Genomic DNA, 19472 nt, shown 5'->3' on the forward strand with positions numbered 1-19472 from the left:
TTATATGCACACAAGTATATCGAGTTATATGACAGAGTGTTGAAAAGTTGCTATTTAATTTCAGCAATGCAGATCTAATTTGTATATTGAACAGTATAAGTCACAACTAATTTGAGCGATCATTCAAAATAAGCTTGAATGTTTGTAAAAAGGCCACATTGTAGTAAGCATATACTTAATGAAGGATTGAAAAATGACTACTGATCTACTTGCTCCGTTTAAACTAAATAATACGATTGAGCTTAAAAACCGCGTACTTATGGCACCATTAACGCGTTGTATGGCTGACGATAACTTAGTGCCAACACAAGATATGGTTGAATATTATGCTCGCCGTGCCGAAACCGGTTTAATTATTAGCGAAGCAACTATTATTCGTCCAGATGCGCAAGGTTACCCAAATACACCGGGTTTATTTACCAGTGAGCAAATTCAAGGTTGGAAAAAAGTAACTGATGCAGTGCACGCTAATGGCGGCAAAATGTTTGCACAGCTTTGGCATGTTGGCCGTGTTGCACATCCTCACTTTTTTGATGGCGATGTACTGGCACCATCGGCAATTGGCGTTGAAGGCTCTGTACCTCGTATGCGTGAGCTTACATACATCACACCAAAAGCAGCGACTATAGATGACATTAAGGGCCTAGTAGCTGATTACGCAAAAGCGGCAGAAAATGCGATTGAAGCGGGTTTTGACGGGGTAGAAATTCACGGTGCTAACGGGTATTTGATTGACCAGTTTTTACATTACGCTGCAAATACACGCAGCGACGAATACGGTCAAACGCCTGAAAATATGTCGCGTTTTGCACTAGAAGTAACCGATGCAGTTATCGCCGCTGTAGGTAATGAGCGTACTGCTTTACGTGTTACACCGGGTGCTTATTTTAATATGAGCGAAGATAGCCGTGATAAAGCGGTATTCGATTACTTATTACCAGAGCTTGAGAAGAGAGATTTAGCATACTTACACGGCGGTATTTTTGACGACAGTACAACGTTTGAATCGCTTGAAGGTAAAACGACGTCTGAATTTTTACGTGCAGGCTACAGAGGTACATTAGTAGGCGTAGGCAGCTATACTTTTGAGTCAGCAAAAGAGGCAATTAACGATGCTAAGTTTGATTTAATCGCTATTGGTCGCCCACTTATCGCAAACCCAGATTACATTAGCAAAATTGCAAACGGTGAAGAGTTAGTACCTTACAGCGATGAAATGCTAGCTGAATTGAAGTAACAGCTAAATATTATATTTAGTTATTAAGGCACTCAAAGTTAAATCTTTGAGTGCCTTTTTTTGTACATATTCCCGCCATAAATCTTCCATATTTGTTTAACCTTTATGTAAATAAAGTTCATCCTCGTTGTCATGTTTAAAATCCATACTGTGCTCGTTTTCATATTTCATAATTAAAACTAAACGGGACAACAATGTACGCTTTAAAAAACAAATCGCTATTGAGCATGGCTATTGCTATGGCGGTATCAACATCTACTTATGCTAACGACAACACCATAGAAGAAGTAACCGTGGTTGCTAAACCAACGAGCTACGCTAACAATGTTATTGAGCCTGCAATGCTTGAGCAACAAAGTTCGGTATCGAGCATATTATCGGTTATTGATAATTTACCAGGGATTAGCATAAACGAAGGTGATGCATTTGGTGGCGACGATTGGTCTACTACAATCACTATGCGTGGTTTTAGTATTGATGGAAACCAACAACAATTAGGTATGACCGTTGATGGCATTCCCAATGGTGGCTCTAATTACGGCGGTGGTGCTAAAGCTAACCGTTACTTGGAGAGCGAAAATTTAGCAACAGTAGAAGTAGGTCAAGGTACGTCTGATATTAAGTCGGCTTCACTTGAAGCACTAGGCGGGACATTTAACTTTGTAAGTAAAGACCCAAGCCTTGAAAAAGGCACTACCTTTGCTTATACATCAGGCAGCCACGATGCCACGCGTTATTATATTAAACACGAAACAGGCACTGTTTTTAATAACACACAAGCGTACGTAAGTTACTCGCAAACCGATACAAGCCGCTGGATTGGTTCAGGCAGTAATGGGGGCAAAGACAACCAACACGCTGAGCTTAAGTTTGTATCTAATTTTGACGATTTAACACTTACTGGTCGTTTATCTTACGATGATGTAAGCGAGACAAACTATAACAGCGTAAGCCTTGAGCAGTTTGAACAAACACCAGATTGGGATCAGCTAACATGGAATTGGACGGGAGTTCCGCACTTTGACCAAATGTTTGCAGAAGGTTGGGGAACGCTTCGTGAAAATACCTTAGGCTATTTAAAATTTGAATACGCTATTTCACCAACTTCATTATTAACTGTTAGCCCTTATTATCATAAAAATTCAGGTCGCGGCGATTGGATCCCACCTTATTTAACAACACCTGTTGATGAAAATGGTGACCCAACAACCGAGGGTGGCACTAATGCAGGCTCTTATGGTTTTGCTGATAGTGAAGGCAACCCGCTTGCACCAGATGCCGATTGTACGCAAAGTTTGAGCTGGCCATGGGAGTCGGGTCCTGGTTTAAATCCTGCGTGTTACGATGCAACAGCAACGCCGGTTATGTCTTACCGCCATACGCATTACAACAAAGATCGTTTAGGTGTAACGGCAAATTACCAAGCTACATTTGGTGATCACGATATCGAAGCGGGCTTTTGGTATGAGCAAAGCGAGCGTGACGAGTCGCGTGATTGGCACAAAGTAATTGACGCGCGTATTTATCATCACTTTGATAGCACGCCTTACTGGACACAATACAAAAACACTTTTGATACCGATACATTCAAATGGTACTTACAAGACTCGATTAATTTTGGTGACTTAACATTAAATATTGGTGCAAAACAGTATTTAGTTGGATTACAAAAGTATGACCACTTTGCTAACGAAAGATCAGATAAAGTAGATAGCGACTCAGACGTGTTATTTAGCGGTGGCGTATTGTATCAACTAAATAACAGCACAGAATTATTTGCTAGTTACAGCGAGAATTTTTCAGCAATAAAAGACGGTGTGCTTGAGCGAGATAGCTCAACACTTACAAACATAGAGCCAGAAACTGCCGACAACATCGACTTTGGTGTACGTTACCAAGCCGACAGATTAACCCTTACAGCAACGGCTTACAGTGTTAAGTTTGATAACCGCATTACCTTTATTGCCCCTGGTAGTGGCACAGACGGCATTGATTACACCATTGGTACAAATGGCTCGTACGTAAATGTAGGGGGTATTGACTCAAATGGGCTTGAGCTTGCAGCAAGCTATATGTTAACACCAAGCTGGAGCGTGTACTCGTCGTATACTAATAGCAGTTCTGAGTATTCATCCGATGATCCAAATGCATACGATTCACAGGGTGTAATATTAAGAGATGAAAGTGGTAATGAGGTAGCACCGAGCTTTAGAAAAGGCGACAGCATAATAGATTCATCAGAAGATTTATTTGTGGTATCTACCGATTACTTTAGCGATGGCTTTCGTGTTGGTTTATCGGCTAAATACACTGGTGAGCGCTTAGGTGCATGGCAAGACGAAGACACTCGCACGCGTAATAAAGTAGACGGCTACACCGTACTTGATTTTAATGCAGGTTATTCAACTGACGTAGATGCAGGTCCGTTTAAAGCCATTGACGTATCGTTTGTTGTTTATAACGTTACTGACAAAAGCTACTTAGCAGGTGGTACTGGTAACGGCGCTACTTATTACATTGGCGCGCCACGCACCGCAGCAGTTACATTTACCGCTGACTTTTAATTAAGTTTTAGTAATTGAATTAAAATAAAGCCCATCACTGATGGGCTTTTTGACTGTTTAATGACTAACGTATTGATTTATTAGAACCAAATTCAGTGAATAGCTACCCCTAATATTGAAAATATCTTACACTGGTTTTATCTCAAGCAAGGCCAGTGTTATATGCTAAATATTATTCAATCAAACCGGATGGAAGCCCTGCAAGCGCAGTTCCACCAGCTGTTAAAAATAAACCCATTGCAAAGCCCGTTCGACAAAGAAGTGGTGCTAGTGCAATCGCCGGGTATGTCGCAGTGGTTAAAAATAGGTTTGAGCGAAAACTTAGGGGTTGCAGCGCAGGTAGATTTTCCGCTGCCGTCGAGCTTTATTTGGCAGTTGTATCAGCAATTACTGCCAAATGTCCCTAAAGAGTCGGCATTTAATAAGCCCAACCTTGCTTGGAAACTGTTTGCAATTTTACCAACCTGCATTGATGAACCGCTTTATTTGCCGCTAAAAACCTATTTAGAGGGCGATATTGACGGGCAAAAAACCTTTGCGCTATGCGAAAAAATAGCCGATGTGTACGACCAATATTTAATGTACCGACCGCACTGGATAGCCGCATGGGATAGCGGCAAAGATGAGCTTGATGATGTAGATGTAACCATTGCCCCATGGCAACCTGATTTATGGCGACGCATTGTAAAGCTAAGCCAAGAACTTGGGCAAAGCCAATTTCATCGCGCTAACATGCAAGGGCAATTACTTGCAGCACTTGAGACCATGGACAATAGCTTACTGCCACAACGCATTAGTTTATTTGGTATATCGGCGATTGCCAGCTCCCAGCTTGAGGTGTTTGAAGCACTGAGTAAAAAAACAGAGGTTATATTATTCTTTTTTAACCCAAGTGAGCACTACTGGGGCGATATCATAGATGAAAAAACAGCAGCTAAAATAAGCGCTAAATACGCCAAAATGCCGCTGGTGGAAGCGCAACAAAAAAAACAAACCAATCCAGATGAAGAATACTACTTTATTGGTAATCCGTTGTTATCGTCGTGGGGTAAATTAGGCCGCGACTATTTTGAACAACTTGTACAGTTAGATGCCCGTTGGATTGATGGTTTTATTGATGTGTTTGACGACACCTTACTAGGGCAAGTACAAAGCGAGATTTATCAGCTTGCGTTTAAAGGCGAATCGCTGACCGATAACAAAGAGTGGTTTATAAACGACGAAGGTAAGTTACCAATCAGCGCAACCGACACCAGTATTACGCTCAGCGATTGCCATACACCGCTCAGAGAAGTTGAGCGCTTGCACGACTACTTACTTAACTTATTTAATCAAAACCCAACGCTTACTCCCAAAGACATAATCGTCATGATGCCCGATGTAGGCACTTACAGCCCTTATATTGAAGCTGTATTTGGCGGGGCGCAAGGCAGCCGTTTTATTCCTTACGCATTGGCCGATTTAGCCATAGAGCAAGAAAAGCCCGTCCTTAGTTCATTTGCGAGTTTAGCTAACTTACCGTTTTCGCGCTTTGGTGTGTCGGATATTCTCGATTTATTACAAGTGACGCAAATAGCCGAAAAGTTTGGGCTTGAAGCGCACGAATACGAGCAAATTCAATATTGGCTTGAACGTGTAGGGGTAAAATGGGGTATAAACGCAGCGCATAAAAGCAGCTTTGATTTACCCGCTATCGATTTAAATACCTGGCAACATGGGCTCAACCGTTTACTGCTTGGTATAGCCATGCGCGACGAACAATGCCCGTTTAACGGTATTTACAGCGCTGATGAAGTAGAAGGCATGGCGCTTGATACGCTCAACAAGCTCGTGCATTTTATTGATGTACTGCAAAGCTTTAAAGAGCAGCTAACGCCCGATGATACGCTCACTAATAAAGCGCATATTTTAAGCGAGCTATTAAACGCTATATACGAAAGTGAAAGCGACGACAGCTGGGATTTATTAGTGCTGCAAAATGTGCTCGAAGAGTTACAAAAGCACCACGACAACGGCGATTACAGTAAAGCGGTTTCGCAGCGTATTGTTAGTTACTTAATTAAACAAGGCATTCAAGAAAAAGGCGTAGGGCAGCGGTTTTTGGTTGGGCAAGTAAACTTTTGTACGCTTATGCCCATGCGCGCCGTACCATTTAAAGTGGTATGCATGCTGGGCTTAAACGATGGTGACTACCCGCGTAACGTACAGCCTATTGGTTTTGACTTAGTGCCTTATTCTAAAAAGCAAAAAGGTGACCGATCACGTAAATTAGATGACCGCTACTTATTTTTAGAAGCACTACTGAGTGCCCGCGACAACTTATACATGAGTTACATTGGTCGCTCGTGTTTTGATAACCAACCGCGTATGCCATCAACGCTTGTAAGCGAGCTGTTAGAATATATTGGGCGTAGCTTTGTATTAAGCGAAAAGAGTGAAAAAACGCTGCCAGAATGTCTAATTAATCAGCAGCATTTACAGCCCTTTAATAGCCATTATTATTTAGCCGATGAGCAAGCCAATACTGTGCTGAGTAAACACAGTTACAATCCAATTTGGCTGCCAAGTGAGTCAATTAAACCACAGCCAGTTACCGCGCTTGATGTTGTTGTGCCAGAACAGTTAGATCTCGATGTGTTTATTAAAAGTGTGTGCAGCGCACAAGAGAGCTTTTATCAACAAACATTAGGTTTACGCCTGCCACAATTTAACGAAGTAGCAAAAGACGAAGAACCCTTTAGCCTAGATGCACTGCGCCGTTATTTTTACCTTGATGAAATACTTAAAGCCAATATAAACGAGCAACCACTAAGTACCGAGCAAATACTGCAGCGGGGTGAGTTACCTCAAGCTAATGTTGGCAGCCTCTTATTTGAGGGTATGGAGCACCGAGTTGACGCGCTTGCAGGGCAGGTTAAAGAGCACATTAAGGGCGGAAAAAGTGAGCCGATAGAAGTTTTGCTTACTATTGAAGGCACCAAAATAGAAGGCTGGCTCAATCATGTTTATTTGCAAAAACAAGTGTTTTACCGCAGCGCGAGTATTAAAGCGAAAGATTTAATTAAAGGCTTTATTTATCACCTCGCAGCGCAAAGTATGGATCAACAAGTAGAAACATTGTTACTTGGGCTTGATAAGCAAATTACCTTTGCGCCAATTAATAAAGCTGATGCCGATGCATTGTTACTTGATTGGTTTGAGTTATATAAAGCGCTGCGCGCGGAGCCTGTGCCGTTTTTTCCGGTAAGTGGTTATGAATACGTTAAAAGCGGCGGCGATATAACAAAAGCAATGAGCAAATTTAGCCCGCAATACATAGGGCGAGGCGAGGGCGAAAACCCGTATATTCGCTTAACGGTGCAATCGCTAAACGACTGCCAAGAAGAATTTATAAAATGGAGTGATAAATTGCTCACGCCTTTATTTGAACACGCAAAGGAGAGTGATCATGCAAACGCTTAATCCTCTTACTATGCCGCTCATTGGTCAAAGCTTAATAGAAGCCAGTGCGGGTACTGGTAAAACTTATACAATTACGGGGCTGTATTTACGTTACTTACTAGGTATGCAAATAGAAGGTGAGTTAAATACGCCGCTCAGTGTTGAGCAAATTTTGGTAGTAACCTTTACCGACGCTGCCACCCAAGAAATTAAAGACCGCGTACGTAGCCGAATTATTGCTGCGCGCGACGCATTGCTTGGGCAAAACCCAAACGACGAACTTATTGAAGGCGTAATTGCCAAAATTGATGATAAACACCGCGCGTTTGATTTACTCGATGCAGCTGCTAAATCAATGGACGAAGCTGCTATTTTTACTATTCATGGCTTTTGTCAGCGGATGCTAAAGCAACATGCGTTTGAGTCGGGTGTGGCGTTTAATCTCGAATTTATTTTAGATGAGCGCGACATATTACTCGAAACTATTAAAGATTTTTGGCGGGCATTTGTATACCCACTTAATAAAGAACGCACCGATGCTATTTTAGATGTATTTGCCGCACCCGAGGCTTTATTCGCTCAAGTGGCGAGCATTTTAAACAAAGCTAATGCGCACATTACACCACAAATAAATTTAGATGATGTATGGAAAGCCCGTGACGAGTACATAACCCGTGTGCCTGCATTTAAAAAAGCGGTGTTAGAGCAAGAGTTTATAGGTGCTATTAAAGGCTCGGGTTTAAGTGGGTCTAAAACGCCAGCACGAAAAGGCAGCCTTGGTGCGCTTGAGGCATTTTGTTTGGGGGGTGATTTGTTTTTTGAATTTGGCACTAGCAAGTATTCGTTTGAAGTGTGGAGTACAGAAAACTTAAGCGATGTGAGCAATTATAAAAAAAATCAGCCATTATTTGTGCATCCATTACTGAGTCAGTTTGACGAGCTTGCCGCCCTTAACAACACCATAAACCAAGGGCTCAAAATAGCGGTTGTACAACATGCAGCACGCTGGGTAAAAGCCGCAATAGTTAAGCGCAAGCAAGAGCAAAGTGTTATCACCCCAGATGACTTATTGACCAATCTACACAGTGCGCTTAATAACGAGCAAGGCGACGTACTAGCGCAAAAAATTGCGCAGTTGTTTCCGGTTGCCATGATTGATGAATTCCAAGATACCGATCCGATTCAGTACGGTATTTTTAGTAAAATTTATGGGCAACAAAATACCACGCTTGCCATGATAGGCGACCCCAAACAGGCTATTTATGGCTTTAGGGGCGCGGATATTTTTACGTATATTGGCGCAAAAGAAGCTGTACAGACTGATCAGCAATTTACGCTGGGGACTAACTTTCGCTCAAGCACCGATATAGTCAATAGCGTTAATAGTTTATTTGGCAAACACGCTAACAGTTTTATTTATAACGACGCTATACCCTTTAATGCAGTAGCTGCTAAAGGTAAAAAAGCGGAAGACTCTTTTTTAATTGATGGTAAACCCGCGACCGCATTCGAATTTAATGTATTTGTGGATGAAGCCGCCGATGAAAAAAACAAACCAACCAACAAAGGTGTAGGGCAAGCACATTTAGCCACTCACTTTGCTAATAAAATAGTGACCCTGCTTGAAAAAGCAAAACAAGGGGATGCGTGTATTGGCAGTACCCCTGTAAGCGCTGCCGATATTTGTATATTAGTGCGCGACCGTGTTGAAGCGCAAATAATGAAAAAAGCGCTAGATGATGCCAAAATTTCCAGTGTGTATTTATCGCGCGAGAGCGTTTTTAGCCAAGAGCTTAGCCATCACCTACTTAACTTTTTAACAGCGCTGCATGGTCAATATGACGAGTCATTGCTGCGCGGTGTTTTAGCGGGTCCACTATTTTGTTTAAGTTATAACGAAATACATGCACTCGCCGATGATGAAAATAAATGGCAAGACTACTTAAACTTTTTTGCACAACTTAGCCACATTTGGAACAAGCAAGGCGCTATGGCAATGCTTGAGCGCTTAATGAGCTATAACCAGCTAAGCGCTAAATGGCAAGGGTTAGGATATAACGTTGAGCGTTGGCTGACGGACTTTAGGCACTTGGGCGAAATACTTCAGCAAAAACAAATAGAGCTTGAAGGTACGCTACGTTTACTGCGATGGTTTGCACAAAAGGTAAGCCAACAAGACGGTGAAACAGTACAAGTGCGCCTAGAAAGTGACGCCAACTTGGTTAAAATTGTTACTATGCATGCCTCAAAGGGGCTTGAATACCCTTTGGTATTTATGCCGTTTGCCAGTGGCTATCGCGAAACAAAAGAAGCGCTTTATCATAATAATGGCAAGCTAGTTTACGATTTAAGTAAAGACGAAGATGCCCTTCAAAAAGCAGAACAAGAACGCCTAGCTGAAGATTTACGCCTGCTTTATGTAGCACTTACTCGCGCCGTACATTTTTGTGCGCTTGGTGTTTATAACATAGGGCAAGGACAAAGTAGCCGCTTGGCTATGCAAAGTAGTGCACTTGGGCATGTTTTATTTGCAGGGCTTGAACTTGCCAGTAGCCAAACATGGCGCACGCATTTAAGTGAGTTTTGCGACGCTAACAGCGCGATGAGCTATCAGCAATTTACCTCACAAACATTATTAGAGCAGGGAACACTTTGTTTTAATAACAGTGAAAGTGCGCAGCAAACGTTAAGTGTTAATAAAGTAACGGCAAATATTGAGCGTAACTGGCGAGCAACTAGCTTTAGTGCATTGAGCTTTAAAAAGCACAGCGACCAATTAGCCCCAGGGCGAAGTGATGAAGATCACGAAAAAGACGAGTTTGCAGTGCAAGAGGACGAAATACCATCACCTTATAGTTTTCCTAAAGGGGCAAAGCCTGGTAGCTGTTTACACGAAATATTTGAACAAATAGATTTTACTAGCCCAATAGTTCACCCAACTAATACTGAGCAAAACTTATCTGAGGTAGTTAAGGGCAGCCTTGAAAAGTACCACATAGGTGAGCAATGGCGAGAAGTGGCTGAAAAATGGGTGCTTGATGTTCTTGCGTGTCCCCTAGATAACAGCCTTCTTTCATTGGGTGTGCTTACACCCAATGATTGCCTAGTCGAAATGGAGTTTAATCTACCCCTTGAGAGCTTAAGTGCACCTAAGCTAAACGAAATGCTAATTAAACATTTTGGTTTTACGCAAAGTAAGCTTGAATTTTCGCAAGTAAAGGGCTTGTTAAAAGGCTTTGTCGATTTAATATTTTGCTACCAAGGCAAATATTATATTTTAGATTATAAGTCTAATTATTTAGGTAGCACGCCAGCTGATTACGAGAGCGATATGCTTGAGCAAGCGATGAGCAGTCATCAGTATCATTTACAGTATTTAATCTACACGGTAGCGCTGCATCGTTTATTAAAACAACGTATAGCTGATTACTCAATAGAAACTCATTTAGGCGGCGTGTATTACACGTTTTTACGTGGGATGCCGGCAGGGCAAGGCGTGTACTTTAAAAAGCTAACTGAAGAACAAGTGATTATTTTAGATGGCTTATTTAGCCAAGGAGCCATGCTATGAGCGATTTAAATGAGCAACCTGGCTTGTTTGACGATATAGACGAGACACTTAATAATGAAGCCGTAGAGCCTCTTACTTCAAAAAATGTAGCACAAGATGTCCCATTAGAGGACATTGTGTTAAATAATACTATTATCGAAGTCCCGTTACTTGAGTATTTATTAGCACAAAACCGACTACGTGTGGTTGATGTTAAACTCGCAGAATTACTGTGTGCTAATGACATTGAGCAAACACATAATGAGCTGTTTTATATTATTTTATTACTGTGCTTATCGCAGCAAAGCCAGCATAGCTGCCTAACTTTAAATGAGGTTGACTGGAGCAATCCTTTTAACTTGCGCAAAAGCGACTTTAATAAACTAGATGGCAATGTACCCAGTACGCTAAGCCCGTTTAGTGATGACTTTAATGTACATACAGCGCTCAGTTATTTGCAAAACCATGAAAGCGTGGGCGAAAATAAACCACTGCAACTGTTTAAAGAGCGACTTTATTTTGCGCGCCTTGCCGGTTATGAGCAAACACTCGCAGATAGACTATTAAGCATGAGCGAGCGAAAGCTCAATATTAATAATGAAATATTGGCAGAACTTTTAAATACCTATTTTCCTGCTGATTCTGCAATTGAAACTGATTGGCAAAAAGTGGCGTGTGCGATTGCTGCCACCAAAGGCTTTAGCGTGATCACGGGTGGTCCAGGTACCGGTAAAACTACCACAGTGACTAAGTTGTTGGCTATTTTGCAGTCACTTTATAAAACCGCGCCGCTTAGCATTAAGCTGGTGGCCCCTACAGGTAAAGCCGCTGCACGTTTAAGTGAGTCTATTTTAGGCGCTAAAAATAAGCTCACAACGATTCCTGATTATATAAAAACGCTGATACCGCAAAACGCTCAAACTATTCATCGCTTATTAGGCGTACAACCGTTTACTAATAAATTCAGACATAACAAAAGCAATCCACTGCATTTAGATGTGCTGATTATTGACGAAGCCAGTATGGTCGATTTATCGCTGATGGCTAAATTAATAGAAGCACTGCCTGCGCATGCGAGATTAATACTCCTAGGTGACAAAGACCAGCTGGCCTCGGTAGATACTGGCAGCGTAATGAGCGATTTATGCCAAGGTTTAACACTTGGGCAAACGCCACGCTACTCGCAAGCACGTTGTGATGAGCTAAATAGCTTATGTTTTAATAATGAGCCTAAGCTCGTAGCGCAAAGCGTGAGTGAATTTAAACTCGCAGATTGCGTTGCCTTTTTACAGCACAGTTATCGATTTGATGCACAAAGCGGCATTGGTCAACTCGCACTTGCGGTAAACACAAATAACACCGGTATTTTAAATTACGTTGAGCAAGAAAGTACCGAAGGGCGTTTTAACGATGTAATTTTAGATTACGACTTTGTAGCGAAACCAATTGAAAAGCTTGTTAAAAGTGCAGCAAGTCATTATGCAAAATACCTTAACTTAATTGCCCAAGGTGCAGATGTTGCACAGGTGCATGCTGCTTTTGCTAGTTATCAGCTTTTAGCTGCGGTACGAGAGGGCGATTACGGCGTGCATAGCTTAAATCAGCGAATAGAGCGCGTATTGCAACAGCAAGGTTTAATAACAGTTAGCCCTAATACTCATCATTATACAGGCATGCCCATTATGGTGAGCCAAAACGATTACCAGCTTAAGTTATTTAACGGCGATATTGGTATTTTAATGCCCGATGAAAGCAATCAGCTCAAAGCCATATTTATTGACGAGCAAGGTAATCAACGAGCATTTTCGCCAGCACGACTCCCTGCACACGATAAAGTATACGTAATGACTATTCATAAATCACAAGGTTCAGAGTTTAGTTACACCGCTATGGTACTGCCACCGCTAAAACAAGCGCGCATGGGTATTAACAGGCAATTAGTGTATACGGGAATAACCCGCGCTAAAAATAAGTTTGAGCTGGTGGCTGACAAAAAAGTACTGCAACTAGCAATGAATAAAAGCGTATCAAGAGCATCTGGTTTATATGAAAGGTTACAATTTTAAGCTTAATTTGAATTTTTTATTAATAATTTAGCTTCAAACTGCTTGTTATTTATCGCGTTATTATAAATGTCTTCTATACTAAAGTTAATTTTATATTGAATGTATTCGGGCGTGTTGATCTTTGGTGGGTGAATTTGCAGTAGTGTGTTTGGTTTTTAGCCAAGGCAGAGCCTATGTAGTGTGGTATTTCCCATAAATAGGCGATAACGTAGTATAAATACCAAACATACGCTGCCCTTTGGGTTCTTTCTAGGGACGATTAACTCTTTGTTGCCTACATGGATGTAGGTAAGGGGCGTGAGCAGGACGCGGAAGCTTTGCTCGGTTTTTACTTATTCTTACATGGATGTTAGCCATTAGAATAACGCAGGAGCAGTTATCGAGCCCACTAGGTTACAAACCTCGCGCCGTGATTTAATCGCCCCTAGATTGAACAAATTTCAATCCACAAAGGTCAACACGCCCTAGTAAGGATATTAATGTTTTTTTCTAAAAATAAGCAAAATGAAATAGCCTCTTTAAAAGCTGAACTCTATCCGTTACAACAAGTGTGGGAAGGGCTTTACCGAGAGATGTTAGTACTGAACATTCTCTATGATGGCAGAATTTCGCACGCCAATGATAGGTTTTTAGAAAATTTAGGCTACAACGAAGACGATCTTACTAATAACTCTTTTGATGATTTTATTACTGAGTCATCTCGTCAATCTTCAGAATTTAAAAGCCTACAGCAAGCTATAAAAAAAGAAGGACATTGGGGCGGTGCATTACAAATTGCGCGCGGTGATGGTAAAGCTGAATGGTTACGTTTAATAGTACATCCTGTAAAAGGGGAGCAAGATCAGTTGCTCTATTTTTCTATATTCGGGAGTGTGCTTACAAAAACAATCACAGCTTCTCGCGAACAAAGCGACACTATTAAAGCGATATATCGCTCTATGGCAGTAATTGAATTTGATTTAGAAGGCCATGTTTTAAAAGCAAATGAGCAGTTTTTATCAGCAATGGGTTATCAAGAAAGTGAATTAATAGGAAAACACCATCGCACATTTTGTGAAGCTTCAGAGTATAATTCCCGAGAGTATCAACAGTTTTGGGCTAAATTAAGAGAAGGACAGTTTATAGCGGAGCGCTTTAAGCGTGTTGATAAATACGGCAATGTTGTATGGTTAGAAGCGTCATATAACCCAATCTCAAATGACGCGAATGAGCTTTATAAAGTAATGAAGTTTGCCACAGTTATTACAGAGCAAGTAAATCAAGAGATTGCGATATCTCAGGCTGCCGAAATTGCTTATAGCACCTCAACCCAAACGGATAAAAAAGCAGAGCAAGGCGCGAGCGTTATACAAGATACGGTTGCAGTAATGACCGAGCTGGCTATTAACATGGAGCAAGCGGCAAGTGAAATTTCAGCGCTTGATCAGCAGTCGCAACAAATATCGAGTATTGTACAAAGTATTAGTAGTATTGCAGAGCAAACCAATTTGTTAGCATTAAATGCCGCAATTGAAGCGGCTAGGGCTGGAGAGCAAGGTCGAGGTTTTGCTGTGGTTGCAGACGAGGTTCGATTGCTTGCATCGCGTACATCAAAAGCAACAGAAGAAATTGTAGAAGTAGTACAGCGTAACCAATCACAAACCCAAAATACGGTGGCTGTAATAGAAAAAGGTAAAGAAAAAGCAGAGCAAGGTTTAGCACTATCTAAAGAGTCGGGTGATGTGATGCAGGAAATTCAGCAAGGCGCACAAGAAGTTGTAAATGCGATTGGGCAATTTACCAGTGAACTCAAAGCTAACGGCTAGATTAGTTACGTCCTTATTCTAAAGCGGGCACCTTTACCGGTACCCGCTCAACCTAACCCCCCTCAATATTACTCTCGAAACATCCCTGATAATTTTAAATTTAACAACTATTCTTTATTAACCCATTAAATAACAAGTAATAAGTTTCTTCATTCCTATAAATGATAATGAATTGTTGCATTTTTGTTCTTTGTTCCTAATACTGATGAACGCAAAGGCTGACAAGCCCTAGTATGAATACCTTAAATGATAATAAAATATTACGTACACAACATTAAGGAATTGTATGAACAACACTAAGCGCACACACACATTAATTAAACCAAGTCACCTAATTGGTGCTGGGCTTGCTATGCTAATGAGCTTTTCTGCTGCGAGTAAAGACTACAAAATTATATTAATTCACGGGTTACAAACTTCGCAAATAACCAATAAGTCGGGTAGTGATGTAATTAATGACGGTGAAACATATTGGCAATCGTACTGGAATAATCGTGCAGATGAGCGAATTGATTGGCCTGCTTATGAGCGAATTGAAGGCAAAATTGCTACCGATTGGGTGTGGCCAAAGTTAAAGCAAATTTCACGCTCTAATTTATGCAGTGATGGCTGTGTATTTGTAACACATTCAACAGGCGACTTAGTTGCACGCCATATTATTGATAACCAAGAAAACTGGTTAGAAAACGCAGGCTTACAGCCGCTTAATATTGTTGCGACGTTTGATTTAGCAGGCGCGGGTGGTGGAAGTGAGCTTGCAGATGTAGCCGTTAGTGCTTTAACTGGCGCATCATGGAACTTTGCGGTCGATGCAGCACTCAAATGGTGGCTAGGGAGCGATGTAACCGAAGCTGTTGGTGTATTACACGATTTAAAAGTGAATAATGCCCGTAAAATATCGCCATTTCCTGATGCACGTACACCTAGATTACGCTTTGTGGCAGATGGTAATGCGTATTTAGGTTTAACAGGTGGATTTTTAAAAGGTAATGATGATTCGGTTGTAGCATCGCACTCTTCATGTGGTGCAAGTTCGGCTGGCTCGTTTGGAAGTTGTAGCAGCAGTATTGATACAGATGGCCATTTAAAATCGCAAGGTGATGCTGTTAGTAGCTTTATGCCAAATCATTATCCAATGATGATGAGTGACAGTTATAGCCATAACGAAATACATAACGCGCAGCGTAAAGGTAATGTCACAATAGCCATGAATAACGTAAATGTTGAAGGTAATAACGTAGGGTTTAATACGTTTGATAAAGCTACAGGTAGTTGGTTTTGGAAAAAACAATATCGTTATATTAAGGATTCAAATAATTTAAGTGCATCAGCACTTATTTATAATGTGATTCCATAACATAGAAGGCGTGTAGTGATACCAATCTGCATAAATCTTTGATCAATTTAACGAATTAAATTCCACTATAACGTCGTTAAAAATTTTTTATTTACGACTGCATGGATGCAGGAGGTAGAGCAATGCAGGGAGCAATTGCCGAGAACAACTAGATACAAAAATTTTTGCCTAGTTCTAGCGTAATTTTCTTGACGTTAAATAGACCCATATATAAGCAGATTGGTATTAAAAACTATACGCCTTATAAAAGATTGAAATATAAAAATGAAAAAATTTTATGTCGTTGCTTTAATTATTAGCACTATTTTATTCTCGCTATGGTTTACTGGTAAAAATGATGCTCATAAAGTTGCTGAGCCAATAAAACCACAGATTAAACACAGCGCGAACGCACCTGACTTATCGCCTGTAAAAGTGATCCCTATAGATGTGCCTAAAGCTAAAAAACCACAATCAAAAAAGCAAATTGCGTTTAATGAAGACCTAACAAAAGCAGCGCAGCAAGTAGTGATTCAATACGAAAGTGCACTTAAGTTTCCTCCTTATTCCCAACCTTTGAGTCCTTTAGATGAAGATCGATTAAAGCCAAATCAGTTTTATCCTGTGTCGAGCCCCATAGGTGAAAGCGGCGATGCTTTAACGGTAAGCCTCAAACAATATCGTTTTGTATATCCAGAAGAAATAACAATAAAGGTAAGCGCTCAAGGGCTTGGTAAAGTGGTCATTGAACTTGCAAATACTGATACAAAGGAAGTATTAAATACCCATACGGGCAATGCGCGTGACGGTGAGGCAATTATTACATTTAAAGAAGATGAAGATTACCCTCGTAGTTTGCAAGTGTATGTGCAGGGCGATGTGGACGGTAAAAAAGTACCCGTAGTTGCGCAAATTCAATATATGCCGCCAAGTGCTACTTTAACAGGTTTTGAAATTGCTTATGCTCAAAATGAAAACATGGTTATGCCAGCTAATTTAACGGTGATAAAAAGTGGTTTGTATCGTGTTAGGGCGAATTTATATAGTGGTGATACACCACTTGCTCATTTGGTATCTAAGGAACGCTTAACGCAAGGGAGCCAAACCGTAGACTTAAAAGCTCATTGGTCAGTATTACCTAAGGGCGTTACCGATATGCGCTTAAGTGACTTTGTAATAGAAAGAATGTCGCCAAGCCCAGGTGAGCGTAACAGCTTTGGGAATAGTGAAATAAGCCATTTTGATATAAACGATTTCTCGTACGACAGTTTACAGCAGTTGCCGTATCAGACTAATGCACAAGAAAAGTTAAGTTTAGAGTTTTTACAAGGCCTAGCTGAGAGTTAAAAATAGAACGTAAGGCTGAATTGGTAAATTTAAGGGGGTTGTACATAAATACAACCCCCTTAAATTTGTTAGCCTAGATATGTTAGCTTAGATTTATAGTAACTACACTTGGCGCTTCTTGTTCATCAAGCTCATTAGTAACAGGCACTTTAGGAATGTCTGGCTTATCAAGAGCTATATCGCCACCATCAATGACTTCACCGGTTTGTAAGTTTTTAAAATCAAACAAATCAGCATCAGCTAAGTGTGAAGGCACGACGTTTTGCATTGCTGTAAAAATACTCTCAATACGGCCTGGGTGCTCAGCATCCCATTTAGCGAGCATTGCTTTTGTATGTTTACGCTGTAGGTTTTCTTGCGAACCACATAAGTTACACGGAATAATTGGATAACCTTGTGCAAATGCGTATTGGCTTATATCGCTTTCTTTGCAGTATGCAAGTGGGCGAATAACCATGTGCTCGCCGTTATCACTCATTAATTTAGCCGGCATACTTTTTAGTTTTCCACCGTAAAACATATTTAAAAACAACGTTTCAATCATGTCGTCACGATGGTGGCCAAGGGCTATTTTAGTTGCGCCTAACTCATTTGCTGTGCGGTATAAAATACCACGGCGCAGTCGTGAGCAAAGTGAACAGGTTGTTTTACCTTCAGGAATAATGTCAGTAACAATGCTGTAGGTATCTTCTTCTACAATTTTGTATTCTACATTTAATTTATCAAGATACTGGGGTAAAACGTGCTCAGGAAACCCTGGTTGTTTTTGATCTAGGTTTACAACAACGAGATCAAACTTTATAGGTGCTACACGTTTTAAATGTTGAAGCATTTCAAGCATTGTGTAGCTGTCTTTACCACCTGATAAACACACCATTATACGGTCACCTTCTTCAATCATATTGAAGTCCATAACGGCTTGACCAGTTTGGCGACGTAAACGCTTTTGTAGCTTATTTAAGTTAAATTGAGCTTTAGCTTGATCTGAGTGTGACAATTACGCCCCCTAGTAAAACAATACAGCAAAGTTATTTGCTAAAAATAAAGGGGCGTATTATACCCAAACCACCTGAATATGCGAGTTTAGGATGTAATTAAACACGGTATTTTTAGCAAGTAACAAACTGGATGTTACTTGCTAAATTTTTAATTAATCTAGTTTCTTTGCCATCGGGCTTACGTAACCATCGGGCTTAAGTGCTAGTACATCGCAGTCAAGGCTATCAATTACATGCTCTGCTGTATTACCTACTAAAGCGGCACTTAAGCCTGTACGACCAACGGTACCAATAACAACTAATTCGCTATTTAACCGCTTAGCTACATCAGGGATTACATCCTCAGGTAGGCCTTCTTCAATAAAACATTGCTCTTGGCTTAAATTAAACTCAGCAGCAAGTGCATTGGTTGATTCAATGTGGTGTTTTTTAACTGATTCGTTATAAAGTCCAGGGTTAAACTCAGGAATTTCGATTGCTATATTTATGGGCGTTGCAGGATAAGCATTAACTAAATTAAGTTTTGCGTTGGCAAGTTCACATAAAAATTGTGCGTCTTTAATTACCCGTTTATTAAGTGCTACATGTTCTTCGTTTTCACTAACCGCATTCACAGCAGCTAAAATATTACCGTTTTCTGGCCATGCCATTTCTTTAACAAACAACACAGGGGCAGGGCATTTTCGTACTAAATGCCAGTCGGTAGGGGTGAAAATAACGGATTTAAGTGCACCATGTTGATGTGTGCCTTTAATTACTAAATCGTACTTTTGATCAAATACAGTATCGATTATGGCTTCATAAGGACGGTTATGCCAAACCACTTGGGTGTCAATATTTATATCTTTGTAAGGTGAAACCAAATCGTTAAGCCATAGCTGGCGATCTTTTAGTACGGCATCACGCATTGCTTCGCGTTCATCGCCAGATAGCATCGTTGTCATTTCATAAGAGAAGTCGTAAACCGTCATAAAGGCGGTAATACTTGCGCCAGATTTTTTGGCTAAGTCTATTGAACGTGATAAACCGTGTTGATCGTCTTTGGTAGGGTCAATAACCGCAATAATGCGTTTAATAGTGTTCATATGCTACTCCATTTGCCTAACGGGTGTACAATTAGTGTAACGC

10 protein-coding genes are annotated in these 19472 nt (G+C 40.8%); 8 read left to right on the forward strand and 2 right to left on the reverse strand.

Annotated elements, in window-relative coordinates; genetic code table 11:
• Positions 1 to 193 precede the first annotated feature (193 nt).
• From H5118_RS13170 to H5118_RS13205, 8 genes are all read left to right on the forward strand, one after another.
• Positions 194 to 1237 (forward strand): alkene reductase, encoded by a 1044-nt coding sequence (locus H5118_RS13170; protein WP_182749064.1) that lies wholly within the window; start codon positions 194 to 196, stop codon positions 1235 to 1237.
• Positions 1238 to 1431: 194 nt separating this feature from the next.
• A complete protein-coding gene (locus tag H5118_RS13175; protein WP_182749066.1) occupies positions 1432 to 3801 on the forward strand; it encodes a TonB-dependent receptor domain-containing protein in 2370 nt (789 codons plus the stop codon).
• A gap of 162 nt (positions 3802 to 3963) precedes the next feature.
• The gene (recC, locus tag H5118_RS13180) at positions 3964 to 7263 is read left to right on the forward strand and encodes an exodeoxyribonuclease V subunit gamma (protein ID WP_182749068.1); all 3300 of its coding nucleotides are present in this window, start codon (positions 3964 to 3966) and stop codon (positions 7261 to 7263) included.
• A complete protein-coding gene (gene recB, locus H5118_RS13185; protein ID WP_182749070.1) occupies positions 7250 to 10813 on the forward strand; it encodes an exodeoxyribonuclease V subunit beta in 3564 nt (1187 codons plus the stop codon). The genes recC and recB overlap by 14 nt, the downstream gene beginning before the upstream one ends.
• Positions 10810 to 12858, forward strand: a complete 2049-nt coding sequence (gene recD, locus H5118_RS13190) for an exodeoxyribonuclease V subunit alpha (protein WP_182749072.1) — start codon at positions 10810 to 10812, stop codon at positions 12856 to 12858. Before recB ends, recD begins: the two co-directional genes overlap by 4 nt.
• 479 nt (positions 12859 to 13337) lie before the next feature.
• On the forward strand, positions 13338 to 14663 hold the full coding sequence (locus tag H5118_RS20850) for a PAS domain-containing methyl-accepting chemotaxis protein (protein ID WP_149602861.1): 1326 nt from the start codon (positions 13338 to 13340) through the stop codon (positions 14661 to 14663).
• A 286-nt stretch (positions 14664 to 14949) separates the two neighbouring features.
• A complete protein-coding gene (locus tag H5118_RS13200; RefSeq protein ID WP_182749074.1) occupies positions 14950 to 16020 on the forward strand; it encodes a hypothetical protein in 1071 nt (356 codons plus the stop codon).
• A 264-nt stretch (positions 16021 to 16284) separates the two neighbouring features.
• Entirely contained in the window at positions 16285 to 17346 is a 1062-nt protein-coding gene (locus H5118_RS13205; RefSeq protein ID WP_182749076.1) for a hypothetical protein, read from the forward strand.
• Between the two features lie 82 nt (positions 17347 to 17428).
• On the opposite strand, the gene ttcA is transcribed toward H5118_RS13205, so the two are convergent.
• Together ttcA and uspE are read right to left on the reverse strand one after the other, a co-directional pair.
• Positions 17429 to 18343 (reverse strand): tRNA 2-thiocytidine(32) synthetase TtcA, encoded by a 915-nt coding sequence (gene ttcA / locus H5118_RS13210; RefSeq protein ID WP_002963067.1) that lies wholly within the window; start codon positions 18341 to 18343, stop codon positions 17429 to 17431.
• Between the two features lie 153 nt (positions 18344 to 18496).
• A complete protein-coding gene (uspE, locus tag H5118_RS13215; protein WP_182695100.1) occupies positions 18497 to 19429 on the reverse strand; it encodes a universal stress protein UspE in 933 nt (310 codons plus the stop codon).
• Positions 19430 to 19472 lie beyond the last annotated feature (43 nt).

It is taken from the genome of Pseudoalteromonas sp. SR41-1 (genome assembly GCF_014164015.1).
In the GTDB taxonomy this organism is placed as follows: domain Bacteria; phylum Pseudomonadota; class Gammaproteobacteria; order Enterobacterales; family Alteromonadaceae; genus Pseudoalteromonas; species Pseudoalteromonas distincta.

Coding starts and splice junctions, on each gene's coding strand:
- H5118_RS13170 (WP_182749064.1), top strand. CDS start 194: ATGACTACTGATCTACTTGCTCCGTTTAAACTAAATAATACGATTGAG.
- H5118_RS13175 (WP_182749066.1), top strand. CDS start 1,432: ATGTACGCTTTAAAAAACAAATCGCTATTGAGCATGGCTATTGCTATG.
- recC (WP_182749068.1), top strand. CDS start 3,964: ATGCTAAATATTATTCAATCAAACCGGATGGAAGCCCTGCAAGCGCAG.
- recB (WP_182749070.1), top strand. CDS start 7,250: ATGCAAACGCTTAATCCTCTTACTATGCCGCTCATTGGTCAAAGCTTA.
- recD (WP_182749072.1), top strand. CDS start 10,810: ATGAGCGATTTAAATGAGCAACCTGGCTTGTTTGACGATATAGACGAG.
- H5118_RS20850 (WP_149602861.1), top strand. CDS start 13,338: ATGTTTTTTTCTAAAAATAAGCAAAATGAAATAGCCTCTTTAAAAGCT.
- H5118_RS13200 (WP_182749074.1), top strand. CDS start 14,950: ATGAACAACACTAAGCGCACACACACATTAATTAAACCAAGTCACCTA.
- H5118_RS13205 (WP_182749076.1), top strand. CDS start 16,285: ATGAAAAAATTTTATGTCGTTGCTTTAATTATTAGCACTATTTTATTC.
- uspE (WP_182695100.1), bottom strand. CDS start 19,429: ATGAACACTATTAAACGCATTATTGCGGTTATTGACCCTACCAAAGAC.